Raw genomic sequence first — 12,655 nt, 5'->3', positions numbered from 1 at the left:
TCATAGCCCCCACAAATACTGCGCCGCATAACCGCGCGACGGCCGCCAAGCCTCGGCGAACGCTTTGGCCTGTCGTTGATCACATTCGATGCCGGTAAGACGACTCAAGGCTTTCCGCAACACCACGTCGCCTGCCGGAAATGCATCGGTATCGCGCAAGCCGCGCAAGGCAATGTATTGCGCGGTCCAGTCGCCAATCCCCGGGATCGCCCGCAGTGCCGCCAACGCCGATTCCCGCTCGGCATGAAGGGCGAGCAATTCAGGCTGCGCGGCCAGTAACCCAGCCACGCCCTTGAGCGCGGCGCGCCGGGCGCCGGGTAAACCGAGCGCGCTCAGCTCCGCTTCCGCCAGACGCGTTGCGGTCGGGAAGAGATGGGTCAGCCCAGGCGCCAGCGGCTCGGCCACGGGCGTACCGAACTGTTGCACCAGCTTGCCGGCGATCCGGATGGCACCGGCTGTAGTGATCTGCTGGTTGAGCACTGCCCGCACCGCCAGCTCGAAACCGTCCCATGATCCGGGCAGACGCAAGCCGGGACGGGCCTGAATCAGCGGCGCCAACAGCGCATGCCGCCCCAGTTGGCTGGCGATGCGCTGCGGATCGGCCGCCAGATCGAACTGCGCCCTGACCCGGGCAAGCAGCTGCAATAAAGGCGGGCGGGCGGCGCTGCGTATCGTGACCTGCAGTGCGTCGGTCGCGCCCGGCTCGACACTGAGCGCACCGGTCACGCCCTGGAGGTCGAAGCTGCGCTGGTAGACGCCATTGACGACCGTTTCGATGCCCGAAATGGCACGGGCACGGAGAAAGGTCAGCATGGCTGGCCAGTCATAGGGCGGTTGGTAGGGCAGCAGCAGGCGGATCTCGTGGAGACGGCCCGTTTCGCCTGAACGGTCAGATCTGCGGCTGCCGGGCGGGTGCTTGAATATGGTCTGGAAGGCTTCGTTGAAGTGCTGAAGACTGCTGAAACCGGCGACATCGGCAAGATCGACCAGCGACAGGGAAGTCGCGTCGAGTAGCTGCCGCGCCAGTGAAAGCCGGTGCATGGTCGCCACTGCCTCCATGGGCGTGCCGACCTGAGCGGTGAACAGGTGCTGCAAGGAATGCTCGTCCACGCCCAGCCGCCCGGCCACGCTGGCACCATCGGGCGCGCCAGCCTCGATCAGCGCCAGCGCCCGGGTGATGATGGGTGGGCAGGAGAGGTCGGTGTTCAGTTCCCAGGGCGTCATCGTCTGTCCGACAGCCACAAACCCCTGACGGTTTCCGACCCTCGGCCACGTAGCGATAGCTGCGTCTTTGGACCAGGAAATGAAAGCCCTGGCTATTCCTGATAGAAGGGCATGTATTTGGCGTTGAGCCGGTCCTGTTCGGCCTGGCGAATATCGGCCAGAGTCTTCCAGATGGTCTGGCTCAGCTCGGGATAGCGGTTGTAGAAGGCATGGCTGATCTGCAAGTAGTAATCCTTGACCGCCAGCGGCACTTCGACCTTGATAATCGCCTGATTGAGATCGGGATATTTCCTCAGTGTGTAATCGCCCACCTCGGTCAGCTGGGCAAAGCCGTCGACCCGACCGCTCAATACCATCCGAAACGCATTTTCCGAACGATCGACCTCATGGACCGCAATGCCGAGCTTGCGCAGATCGTCGGCGACCGCATAGCCGCGCATGGCGACGATTTCCTGCCTGACGTTGTCAAACCGGCTGCCATCCCAATTCACCTGGGAATCCTTGCGTTTGTAGAGGCTGTAGGATTTGGTGTCGATCCGGTAAGTCCGGTCCACCTTGCCGTTCTTCATCGGATAGACGCCGATCTTGAGCCGCTCGGTCTTGAAGCTGCTGGCAAACACGGCGTCCGCCGTGCCTGCTTCCAGTTCCATCAGACAGCGTGCCCAGGGTTTGCGCGAATAGACCAGCCGCAACTCGGGGATACGGCTTGGCAGCATATTGAGCATCTCCACCGTGATGCCCGGATTATTGGCCGGTACATCGATCGTCCCGGTATGGTCGGGCGTGTCCTTGTCCTCATAGGCGACGTGGAATTCAACCGGCTCCGCCAGCGCCAGCAGTGGCCCCAGACAGAGCGCGGCAATCAGACTGATAAAGCGGATGGACATGCCGGCCTCCCACTGAAAATGAACCGCCACAGGGCGGCGATAAGGCTGAGTCTGTTTGCAGTATAGGGAGCGGATACTTGCGCGCGACCCAACGGAGAGGCTGGGCGACGAAATGCGGAAAAGGAAAAGGGAGAATAAGTAATAGAAAAAATCTTGCAAAATATATGCAAGGCCTATTTGGGAAAATATTAGGAACTTATCGTTTCATGTCTTGCCGTTTTTGAGGTGGCTGCTGGCTGCTGGCTGCTGGCTGCTGGCTGCTGGCTGCTGGCTGCTGGCTGCGGCAAGATGCGGAGAAAGAAGGAGAGGGGAACCAACGATAGAGGTTGATTGGAAAATAAGGCGCGAAATCTTTTTAAGGTTGGTAGAGATATCTAAAAAAGGGCACTTTCGTGCCCTTTTTGCTGAGAATCACTCCTCGTCGCCCTCAACCTGGCCGTCAAGATAAAGCCAACGGCCACCGATGCGCTCAAACCGGCTTTTTTCGGCCAGCTTGGCGGCGCGGCCGCCGATCTTGTAGCGGGCGACGAATTCGACCGTGCCTTCGAGATCGTTAGGCGTGCCGCCTTCGGTGGTGACGATGGTCAGGCCGGTCCATTTGGTGGTGTCGCTGCTCAGATCGAGTTCCTGTGGCCGGGTTTCCGGATGCCAGGTAGCGAGCAGGTAATCGGTTTTCCGCATGGCGTAGGCGCTGTAGCGCGAACGCATCAGCGCTTCGGCCGTCGGCGGGGCGTCGTCGCCGAAATGGAACGGGCCGCAGCACTGCTTGTAGGGTTTGCCGCTGCCACAGGGGCAATCGACAGGAAACGAGAATTTCTTGGACATGGCAATAGGGAAAACTGTAGGGAAAAGCCGTTAGTCGGCCGGCCATTGCAGATAGCCGTCGTCGAAAGCCTGGTAGAGCACTTCGATGACCGCTTCGGGATAATCAGCCGGCGGCAGATGCCGCTCGTTGGCGAGCTGGCGCAGTACAGGCAGGGCTTCCGCCTCGCTATCGAGCACTTCGCCGTTGAGATAGACGCGCTCATCGTCGAACAGCATTACGCTCTTGAGATCGAGCACAATCCCGCGCTCGCTCAGTTCGGCGGCGAATTCGTCCTCATCGGGCAGGTCGTCAGGCGAATCGTAGAACACATGCGGTTTAGGCTCGCTGAAATAGCAGCCGGCGAATTCACGCACCAGCGCTTCGTCCCAGGTGATCTGCGCCAGCATGGCCGATACCCGGCCGAGGAAATCCTCGGGCAAGCGGGCCGGCTCGGCGGTCGGGCGCAGATCGGGGTCGGCATAGCGACCGTCGAGGTTGATGCGGTCGCGCAGAAAGTCGAGAAACTGAGTGGCCAGCTCCTGGGTACTTGGCGCGCGAAAGCCGATCGACCAGGTCATGCCCGGTTCGAGCGCCACGCCGTCATGGGCAAAACGCGGCGGCAGATACAGCATATCGCCGTGCTCCAGCACCCATTCCTGCTCGGATTGGAAACGTTTGAGTATCTTGAGCGGGGCATCTTCGACCAGCTCCAGATCGTCCTGCGACGAGATGCGCCAGCGCTTGCGGCCGCCGACCTGGAGCAGGAACACGTCGTAGGAATCGAAATGCGGTCCGACGCCGCCGCCTGCCGGGGCATAGCTGATCATCAGATCGTCGAGCCGCACCTGCGGAATGAAGTTGAAGCGGTGCAAAAGCTCGGCAGCGAAGGGGATATGGTGGTTGACGTTCTGGATCAGAACGGTCCAGTCACTGTCGGCCAGACGTTTGAAGCGGGCCGGCTTGAACGGTCCGTTCTCACAACGCCAGCGGCCCTGGCGTTGCTCGACCAGCCGCGATTCGACCTCATCGCGGCCGGCCAGCGTGATCAACTCGGCGAGGTCGGGCAGCCAATCGAAGCGTTCGACGGCGTTGCGGATCAGCAGCGGGCGTTTTTGCCAGTAGTCGGCAAGGAAGGTGGCGGGAGACAGGTCTGCCAGCGGCGGATTCGACATTGAGGTATACAGGAAGAAGAAACCGGTTCCGATTATCGCATGACCGCGAGCGTGCGCCGTCAGGGAGGAAACATCATGCTGTCTCCTGGAGTAGCCGCCCCCGATTTCGAACTGCCCGATGCCACCATGGAAATGGTGCGACTATCGGACTATCGCGGCGACAAGCATGTCGTACTTTACTTCTATCACCGTGACGACGATCCAGGCTGCACGGTCGAGGCCATCGAGTTCTCCGAGCTGGCCGACAAGTTCCACCGTGCCGGCAGCGTCATCCTGGGCGTCAGCCTCGACGATCCGCTTTGCCACGAGGAATTTCGCGACAAACATGGCTTGCAGGTGCGCCTGTTGTCCGATGGCGAAGGCGAGGCATCGCGACGGTATTACACGCTGCGCGAGCAGGAGCGGAACGGCATGATAAAATTGGGCACGATCCGCTCGACTTTCGTCGTCGATCGCGACGGTCTCGTCCGCCATGCGCTTTACCACGTCAGCCCGCGCGGACACGCGGCGGAGGTCCTCCGTCTTATTCAGCAACTAGGCGCGTGAGCGCCCATTACAAAACAGGAATCTCCCCTCATGGAAATCATCAAGAATACCGTCGTGTCGCTCAATTACGAGATGTTCGATGTCAGCGGTGAACTGCTCGACCAGACGCCTCAAGATGCGCCGATGGTCTATCTGCATGGCGGCTATGACGGCATCTTCCCGACGGTCGAGGAGGCACTCCACGGCAAGAAGGTCGGCGACAAGATCGACGTCACCATGGAACCCGATGACGCTTTTGGCGAATACGACGCTTCGCTGGTCCGTATCGAGCCGCTCGATGCCTTCCCCGAAGAAGTCGAGGTCGGCATGATGTTCGAGGCCGACGATCCGGAAACCGGTGAATACATGCTGTTCACCGTCACCCAGATCGCCGATGGCAAGGCCGAGATCGACGGCAACCACCCGCTGGCCGGCAAGACCGTGCGCTTCGTTGCCACCGTCGCCGACGTGCGCAAGGCCTCGGACGAAGAGCTGGCCCACGGCCACGCCCACGGCCCGGACGGTCATCACCACCACTAAGTCGTACACGAAAAGACGAGACGGCGGGTTCGCCCGCCGTCTCGTTTTTTTTGCGCCAGCTTGATATAGCTTTAGCGAGAGAAAAACCAAAAGCCTTTCTCAAAGCTTCTTTCATTACCGTCCATCTATCGGGGAGAGGATTTGACATTGAAAATATTCATCCGTCGTTGACCATGGCAGATTTTTATTTAATTCGAATCTTTTATATATCATTAAACCAGCTGGAAGCGGATACATCACTAGTAAAATCATATGACACAATTGCCCCGACAATCTCTCTTCTAGAGGGTGTTATGTACTAAATATTTACAAGGGAGCACCTCTTGTATCCAGCAGAGAGGAAGAGTGAAATACATGAAAAGTGCTACATCCCCACGAAGCTAAAAATCGATCGCAAAGCTAGGCTGGACGCGGCTTACAATAGAAGTGCATAACAGGATCTAAGCTCGTCGTATTGTCAGTCGCAATAAAAAACGGCCCCAATGATGGGGCCGTTTTTAGCTTTTCACTTCACAACCTGAATGGTTGTATTGTCAAGTGCACAAGACGCAGAAATTATCGTCAGAGAGTCTGCTAATTCTGTTTCAATCCCAGCTCAACGCCCCACCCGACTGATACTCAATCACTCTCGTCTCAAAGAAATTCTTCTCTTTCTTCAGATCGATCATTTCCGACATCCACGGGAACGGATTGGTCGCACCAGCGAACAGCGGCTCCAGGCCAATCTGTTGCATGCGGCGGTTACAGATAAACCGCAGGTATTCCTTGAACATCGAAGCATTCAGGCCCAGCACGCCGCGCGGCATGGTGTCTTCGGCGTAGGCATATTCGAGGTCAACGGCTTTCTGGAACAGGCCGATCAAGCTTTGCTTGAACTCTTCGTTCCAAAGATGCGGGTTTTCCAGCTTGATCGTGTTGATCAGGTCGATACCGAAATTACAGTGCATCGACTCATCACGCAGAATGTATTGATACTGCTCCGCCGCGCCGGTCATCTTGTTCTGACGGCCCAGCGACAGGATCTGCACGAAACCGACGTAGAAGAAGATGCCTTCCATGATGCAGGCAAACACGATCAGCGAACGCAGCAGTTGCTGGTCGGCTTCGGGGGTGCCGGTCTTGAAATTCGGGTCGGTCAGGGTGTCGATGAACGGAATCAGGAAATCGTCCTTGTCGCGGATCGATTTGATTTCGTGATAGGCATTGAAGACTTCTGCCTCGTCCAGACCCAGACTCTCGACAATATATTGATAGGCGTGGGTATGAATGGCCTCTTCAAATGCCTGCCGCAGCAGGAACTGACGGCATTCGGGCGCCGTGATGTGGCGGTAGGTGCCAAGCACGATATTGTTGGCGGCCAGACTATCGGCGGTCACAAAGAAGCCCAGATTGCGCTTGACGATGCGACGCTCGTCTTCGGTCAGGCCGTTCGGATTCTTCCACAGCTCGATGTCCCGCTGCATGTTCACTTCCTGCGGCATCCAGTGGTTGGCGCAGGTAGCCAGATATTTTTCCCAGGCCCATTTGTATTTGAACGGGACCAGCTGATTCACATCGGTCTGGCCGTTGATGATGCGCTTGTCGACTGCCGATACCCGTCCATGGTTGACCGCGTTCATGCTGCCGGCCTGGTGGGCGCCGGTACCCGGTTGGGCGGGGGTTTGCGGGGCGGGGCGCGGAGTTTGCACGGTGTCGTCTTCCCAGTTCAGCATGGCGGCTCCTGTCTTGCGAAATTGCTGATAAATCTTGCTTACTTGATGAATTCGGCGTCGAAATCGTCCGGCATCGCCGTGTCGGACGCCTTCGATAGTCCGTCCGCCCGATCGGGACGGCGGCATCGGCAGTCGCACCAGTACTCAGTCGCGACTGCCTGAGCCCTCTATCCTCTTCATTAACTCTCCTGCCATCGCTTGGGCTTCGGAGCATGACTGATAGCTGCATTGAGCTACCAGTCATCAGAGGATAGTAATTAAGGGCCTTGCTACGTTCTTACTGACAAGCCTCGCACTCGGGATTGTCGATCGAGCAGAACTTGGCCTCTTCGGCCGCGCCTTCGCCAGCGGCCATACCGCCAGCTACCGGCACTGCGTTCAGCTCGCCACCACGACCGGTCGACTTCTCGGCGCTGGTGGCAGCCAGGGTGCGCAGGTAGTAGGTGGTCTTCAGGCCGCGAATCCAGGCGTGGCGATACAGCTCGTCCAGCTTCTTGCCCGAGGCGCCACCCATATAGATATTCAGACTCTGGGCCTGGTCGATCCACTTCTGGCGCCGCGAGGCACATTCCACCAGCCACTTCGGATCGATTTCGAACGCCGTGGCGTAGATCTCCTTTAGATCGTTCGGCACGCGATCAATTCGCACCAGCGAGCCATCGAAATACTTGATGTCGCCGATCATCACGTCGTCCCACAGGCCGCGCGCCTTGAGGTCGTTCACCAGATGCTCGTTGATCACGGTGAATTCGCCCGACAGGTTCGATTTCACGAAGATGTTCTGGTAGTTCGGCTCGATACTGGCCGATACACCCACGATATTGGCGATGGTCGCAGTCGGGGCGATGGCCAGGCAGTTCGAGTTGCGCATGCCGTATTGCTTGATCCGGGCACGCAGATCGTCCCAGTTCAGCGAGGCCGAGCGGTCCACTTCGAGATAACCACCGCGCTCTTCGGCCAGCAGGTCGATCGAATCCTGCGGCAGGATGCCACGGTCCCACAGACTGCCCGGGTAGCTCAGGTAACGGCCACGCTCTTCGGCCAGCTCGGTCGAGGCCCAGTAGGCGTGGTAAGCCACCATTTCCATCGAACGGTCGGCGAAGTCCACCGCCATTTCCGAGGCATACGGCGTGCGCATCAGATGCAGGCAGTCCTGGAAGCCCATGATGCCAAGACCGACCGGGCGGTGACGCAGGTTGGAATTGCGCGCCTTCTTGACCGGGTAGAAGTTGATGTCGATCACGTTGTCGAGCATCCGCATCGCGGTACGCACGGTGCGCTTGAGCTTGTCGCTGTCGAGCGCGTAGCTGCCGTCGGCGCCCTGCACCATATGGTTGACCAGGTTCACCGAACCGAGATTACACACGGCAATCTCGTTGTCGTTGGTATTGAGCGTGATCTCGGTACAGAGGTTGGACGAGTGCACCACGCCGACATGCTGCTGCGGGCTGCGGATATTGCACGGATCCTTGAAGGTGAACCAAGGATGGCCGGTCTCGAACAGCATGGTCAGCATCTTGCGCCACAGTTGCAGCGCCGGCAGACGCTTGAACACCCGCATCTCGCCACGGTCGGCCTTGGCTTCGTACTTGACGTAGGCGGTTTCGAACGCCTTGCCGTACAGGTCATGCAGATCGGGCGCCTCGGCCGGGCTGAACAGCGTCCAGTCGCCACCTTCCATCACCCGCTTCATGAACAGGTCGGGAATCCAGTTGGCGGTGTTCATATCGTGGGTACGACGACGGTCGTCACCGGTGTTCTTGCGCAGTTCGAGGAATTCCTCGACGTCGGCGTGCCAGGTTTCGAGGTACGCACAGACCGCACCCTTGCGCTTGCCGCCCTGGTTGACGGCCACCGCCGTGTCGTTGACCACCTTGAGGAACGGCACCACACCCTGCGACTTGCCGTTGGTGCCCTTGATATGGCTGCCCAGCGCGCGCACGGCGGTCCAGTCGTTGCCAAGACCGCCGGCGAACTTCGACAGCAGGGCGTTTTCTTTGATGGCTTCGTAGATACCGTCGAGATCGTCGGCAACGGTGGTCAGATAGCAGCTCGAGAGCTGCGAGCGCAGCGTACCCGAGTTGAACAGCGTCGGCGTGGACGACATGAAGTCGAAGCTCGACAGCACGTTGTAGAACTCGATGGCGCGCGCTTCGCGGTCGATCTCGTTGAGCGCCAGACCCATGGCCACCCGCATGAAGAAGCCTTGCGGCAGCTCGATCCGGGTGCCGTGGACATGGAGGAAATAGCGGTCGAACAGGGTTTGCAGACCCAGATAGTCGAACTGGTAGTCGCGCTCGTACTTGAGTGCGGCACCCAGCTTCTCCAGATCGTACTGGGCCAGACGCGGGTCGAGCAGTTCGGCCTCGATGCCCTTCTTGATAAAGCGCGGGAAGTAGTCGGCGTAACGGGTCGCCATCTCTTCGTGGGTGACTTCTTCGCCCAGCACTTCATGACGCAGCGTATGCAGCAGCAGACGGGCGGTAACGCGGCTATAGGCCGGTTCCTTCTCGATCAGCTGGCGGGCCGACAGCACCACCGAACGGCGCACTTCATCGGCGGCCACACCGTCGTACAGATTCTTCAGGGTTTCGACCAGGATATGTTCAGGTTCGGTCAGGTTTTCCAGACCGAGGCAGGCCGATTCGATCAGGGCCTTGAGCTTGCCGACTTCGAGCGGACGCATCACGCCCTTGTCGTTGACGTTCAGGCCGGTCTGGGCCGGGGTGGCTTCGGTTTCGCCACGGGCCAGACGTTCCTGGCTGCGCTTTTCGCGATACAGCACATAGGCGCGGGCCACATCGTGTTCACCCGAACGCATCAGGGCCAGTTCGACCTGATCCTGGATATCTTCGATATGGATGGCACCGCCATCGGGCTTGCGGCGCTTCAGGGCATTCACCACGGCTTCGGTCAGTTGCGCCACCGTCTCACGCACTGCTGCCGACTGCGCCGCCTGCGAACCATGGACGGCCAGGAAAGCCTTGGTCATGGCGACCGAAATCTTCATCGGTTCGAACGGCACCACCGCGCCGTTGCGGCGGATGGTCTTGTAGTCGGCGGTCTGGGAGGCAGTGTGGTCCATATCGCTGTCAGCGGTGGAGGCCGCCAGATAGGCGTTGTGGCTTTCGAACTGCGTGTCCATGGTGGTCTGCGTCATAGGAGCGGGGTCTCTGTATTCGTTTATCTAAACCGCCTGGCGATAGGCAGCCTTCGTCGCCTGCTGTGATCGCCGGCTTACGGAGAACGGGTAATTCGGATGTCGGGGGTTGAAAGTGGGTGTAGCTGTGTAGCTGAACGAGGCGAAGTATAGCCAGCTCGCTAGGTCAGGGAAACCCTAGATTTTGTGTTTGTTGAAGAAGCAAAACACTACATCTTGTGTTTATCCACACGTTATCCACATGGCGCCGCTTAGCAGGATTTGCTGTTTTTCCCTCTATGTCCAAGCAAACGGCGCTGCTGATCAGGCTTCACGCCTATTTTCTCAGCGCCGGCGCAGCGGGGCCGTACAGTTTTCCACAGACAAAAATTGCGACGCGTTATATTTTTGCACCTATGCTCAAAAATTGTCCGAGCCGTCGTTTGACCGCACGATACGGCAGTGGTCGGGTCAAGTCAGTTTGCCCATTTTTGCTTGGGCGCATGACTTGCTAAACAAAATAGGGAGAATCTTCACCCTGACATCTCCCCAATCATGAGCATCCCTCGATTTTCTTGGCACCCTCAAGCCCGCCACCTCCTCCGTACCCTCTTCAAGCTCGAATGTCTGCGTAACGCCCAAGAAGCCGCCATTGCCCATGTGATGTCAGAACGTCCCACCATCGCAATCATGCCGACCGGTTCGGGCAAATCGCTGTGCTATCAGTTGCCGGCTTTGCTGCTCCCTGGCTGCACCCTTGTCGTTTCGCCGCTGATCGCCTTGATGAAAGACCAGTGCGACAAACTGCAAACCCTTGGTATCGCTGCGTTTCAGCTCAACAGCGCTTTGTCAGCAGAAGAGATAGATGCTGCTGAACAGGCCATTGCAGCCGGCAAAGCAAAAATCGTCTTCATTACCCCCGAGCGGCTTGCTACGGAGGCGTTTCTGGCGCTGATCACCACGCAAACGGTCAGCCTCCTGGCCGTGGATGAAGCGCATTGCATCTCCCAGTGGGGTCATGATTTCCGGCCGGCTTTTCTGGAGATTGGTCGTGTGGCGAAACGTTTGGGCAATCCCCGCTTGCTGGCGCTCACCGCTACCGCCCCCGATCAGGTCGTTGAAGACATCGCCGAACAACTTGGCATGAAACATCCTGCTGTGGTCGACAGCGGTGTGTTTCGGCCCAATCTGTACTATCGGGTCGAGCAGGTGGTGAATGACGAGGAGAAGTTGCAGCGCGTCTTGTCGCTGGTGGCGGAGGCTTCTGGCTACGGCATCGTCTATTGCGCCACCGTCGCGGCCGTCGAGGCGGTTTATCAGGCGCTGATGGAGGCGGGGGAGAGCGTCACCCGCTACCACGGCCGCTTGTCCGCCAAAGCTCGCCATGAGAATCAGGACGCTTTTATGGATGGCCAGGTCCGTGTCATGGTGGCGACCAACGCTTTTGGCTTGGGTATTGATAAATCCGACATCCGCTTCGTCATCCACTATCAGATGCCTTCAGGACTCGATGCCTACTACCAGGAATCCGGACGCGGCGGCCGCGATGGCGGCACTTGCGACTGCGTGTTGCTTTATCAGTACCGCGACAAGACGGTGCAGCGATTCTTTATGGCGGGCCGCTATCCGTCTTTCGATGCTGTGGAAGCGATCTATCGCGCCCTGCTGAATCCTCCCCAAGGCGGCACTGCCTGGACGATGGAAAGCTTGTGCGACCACCTCGACTGCCCGCGCAGCAAACTCCAGGTCGCGCTGAGTCTGTTGCGGCGCGAAGGCGTGGTGAAACAGGATAGGCGCGGCCGGCTCAAACTGAGTCGCAGCAATATCGATTCGACCACGTTGGAAGCACTGATGGCCGCTTATCAAGAGAAACGCGAATACGACAAGACCATGCTGGAGCAGATGGTCTTCTACGGCCAAACCGGCTATTGCCGCTGGCGCGTTTTGCTCGAGCATTTCGGTGAGCAGGAGAGCATCGAATCCTGTGGCCATTGCGACAACTGCCGCGCGATGGCCTCGCAGCGGCAGATTGAGCTACCCGTGCAACCCAAAGATCCCAGTATCGACGCCGACCTGCCCAACCGGCCGCGCTTCAACGTCGGCGACCGAGTGCGGGTGCCGCGTTACGGTGTCGGCAAGGTCATGGCCTTTGATAGCTCGACCGTCACCGTGGCGTTTCGCCACGATCAGAATCGCTGTTTTCATGCTGATTACGTGAAGGCGGCTTGAGATCTGTTTGGCATATTTATTTCTGTTTTTTTATATTTTCTGAGTATATCTAGCAGATGTTTTGCAGAAAAATTTACTTTTCTGTGCTTTCCTACTTTCCACAAAAAAATGCCCCGCTGCGAGCGGGGCATTTCTGGCGTCTCCCTTTGGAGCGTCCTACAGAGCAGGAAGAGCGCGATGGGCTGGTACTTGCAGCAGGGCCTTGAGCCGGGCGGAAACCATCTTACGGAATCCTTGTTGATAGCCGTTTTCTGCTTACCACCCAGCTGTCACAGCCAACCTGGCCAGGCTTTGCAAGCTCGAAAATCTTTAGTACTCTTGCGCCTCGCTAAGGGCTCTTCAAATCCCGTCTTCCCACAAGAAAAGGCTTATGGGCCGTTGAAGGTTCGTTTGATGTACCCATTGTTCAGCAATGGGACGCT

General features: G+C 58.4%; 9 protein-coding genes. 3 read left to right on the top strand and 6 right to left on the bottom strand.

Annotated features, from left to right (window positions below; translation table 11 throughout):
• The 4 genes from ACFOW7_RS06945 to ACFOW7_RS06930 form a co-directional block, all read right to left on the bottom strand.
• Positions 1 to 1,224 (bottom strand): AlkA N-terminal domain-containing protein, encoded by a 1,224-nt coding sequence (locus tag ACFOW7_RS06945; RefSeq protein WP_378162474.1) that lies wholly within the window; start codon positions 1,222 to 1,224, stop codon positions 1 to 3.
• 92 nt (positions 1,225 to 1,316) lie between these two features.
• Complete coding sequence (locus ACFOW7_RS06940; RefSeq protein ID WP_378162472.1) at positions 1,317 to 2,111, bottom strand: substrate-binding periplasmic protein; 795 nt, start codon at positions 2,109 to 2,111, stop codon at positions 1,317 to 1,319.
• Positions 2,112 to 2,522: 411 nt separating this feature from the next.
• Positions 2,523 to 2,936 (bottom strand): YchJ family protein, encoded by a 414-nt coding sequence (locus ACFOW7_RS06935; RefSeq protein WP_378162470.1) that lies wholly within the window; start codon positions 2,934 to 2,936, stop codon positions 2,523 to 2,525.
• A 30-nt stretch (positions 2,937 to 2,966) separates the two neighbouring features.
• Positions 2,967 to 4,088 (bottom strand): JmjC domain-containing protein, encoded by a 1,122-nt coding sequence (locus tag ACFOW7_RS06930; RefSeq protein ID WP_378162468.1) that lies wholly within the window; start codon positions 4,086 to 4,088, stop codon positions 2,967 to 2,969.
• Positions 4,089 to 4,127: 39 nt separating this feature from the next.
• Between ACFOW7_RS06930 and ACFOW7_RS06925 the strand changes: the two genes are divergently transcribed.
• Positions 4,128 to 4,634, top strand: coding sequence for a peroxiredoxin (locus ACFOW7_RS06925; RefSeq protein WP_378162465.1), 507 nt, complete (start codon positions 4,128 to 4,130; stop codon positions 4,632 to 4,634).
• Positions 4,635 to 4,664: 30 nt separating this feature from the next.
• Positions 4,665 to 5,153, top strand: a complete 489-nt coding sequence (locus ACFOW7_RS06920; RefSeq protein WP_378162463.1) for an FKBP-type peptidyl-prolyl cis-trans isomerase — start codon at positions 4,665 to 4,667, stop codon at positions 5,151 to 5,153.
• Between the two features lie 584 nt (positions 5,154 to 5,737).
• On the opposite strand, the gene ACFOW7_RS06915 is transcribed toward ACFOW7_RS06920, so the two are convergent.
• Together ACFOW7_RS06915 and ACFOW7_RS06910 are read right to left on the bottom strand one after the other, a co-directional pair.
• Positions 5,738 to 6,865, bottom strand: coding sequence for a ribonucleotide-diphosphate reductase subunit beta (locus ACFOW7_RS06915; RefSeq protein WP_449252217.1), 1,128 nt, complete (start codon positions 6,863 to 6,865; stop codon positions 5,738 to 5,740).
• A 277-nt stretch (positions 6,866 to 7,142) separates the two neighbouring features.
• Entirely contained in the window at positions 7,143 to 10,010 is a 2,868-nt protein-coding gene (locus ACFOW7_RS06910; RefSeq protein WP_378162460.1) for a ribonucleoside-diphosphate reductase subunit alpha, read from the bottom strand.
• 549 nt (positions 10,011 to 10,559) lie between these two features.
• Between ACFOW7_RS06910 and ACFOW7_RS06905 the strand changes: the two genes are divergently transcribed.
• Positions 10,560 to 12,233 carry a RecQ family ATP-dependent DNA helicase gene (locus tag ACFOW7_RS06905; RefSeq protein WP_378162458.1) on the top strand — a complete coding sequence of 558 codons (1,674 nt, stop codon included), beginning with the start codon at positions 10,560 to 10,562 and terminating at the stop codon, positions 12,231 to 12,233.
• The last annotated feature ends 422 nt before the right edge of the window (positions 12,234 to 12,655 follow it).

It is taken from the genome of Chitinimonas lacunae, assembly GCF_042650885.1.
Taxonomy (GTDB): domain Bacteria; phylum Pseudomonadota; class Gammaproteobacteria; order Burkholderiales; family Chitinimonadaceae; genus Chitinimonas_A; species Chitinimonas_A lacunae.
This window is presented reverse-complemented; position numbering and strand designations above follow the sequence as displayed.

Excerpts from the sequence above, each read along its gene's own strand:
- ACFOW7_RS06945 (WP_378162474.1), bottom strand. The coding sequence starts at position 1,224 with ATGACGCCCTGGGAACTGAACACCGACCTCTCCTGCCCACCCATCATC.
- ACFOW7_RS06940 (WP_378162472.1), bottom strand. The coding sequence starts at position 2,111 with ATGTCCATCCGCTTTATCAGTCTGATTGCCGCGCTCTGTCTGGGGCCA.
- ACFOW7_RS06935 (WP_378162470.1), bottom strand. The coding sequence starts at position 2,936 with ATGTCCAAGAAATTCTCGTTTCCTGTCGATTGCCCCTGTGGCAGCGGC.
- ACFOW7_RS06930 (WP_378162468.1), bottom strand. The coding sequence starts at position 4,088 with ATGTCGAATCCGCCGCTGGCAGACCTGTCTCCCGCCACCTTCCTTGCC.
- ACFOW7_RS06925 (WP_378162465.1), top strand. The coding sequence starts at position 4,128 with ATGACCGCGAGCGTGCGCCGTCAGGGAGGAAACATCATGCTGTCTCCT.
- ACFOW7_RS06920 (WP_378162463.1), top strand. The coding sequence starts at position 4,665 with ATGGAAATCATCAAGAATACCGTCGTGTCGCTCAATTACGAGATGTTC.
- ACFOW7_RS06915 (WP_449252217.1), bottom strand. The coding sequence starts at position 6,865 with ATGCTGAACTGGGAAGACGACACCGTGCAAACTCCGCGCCCCGCCCCG.
- ACFOW7_RS06910 (WP_378162460.1), bottom strand. The coding sequence starts at position 10,010 with ATGGACACGCAGTTCGAAAGCCACAACGCCTATCTGGCGGCCTCCACC.
- ACFOW7_RS06905 (WP_378162458.1), top strand. The coding sequence starts at position 10,560 with ATGAGCATCCCTCGATTTTCTTGGCACCCTCAAGCCCGCCACCTCCTC.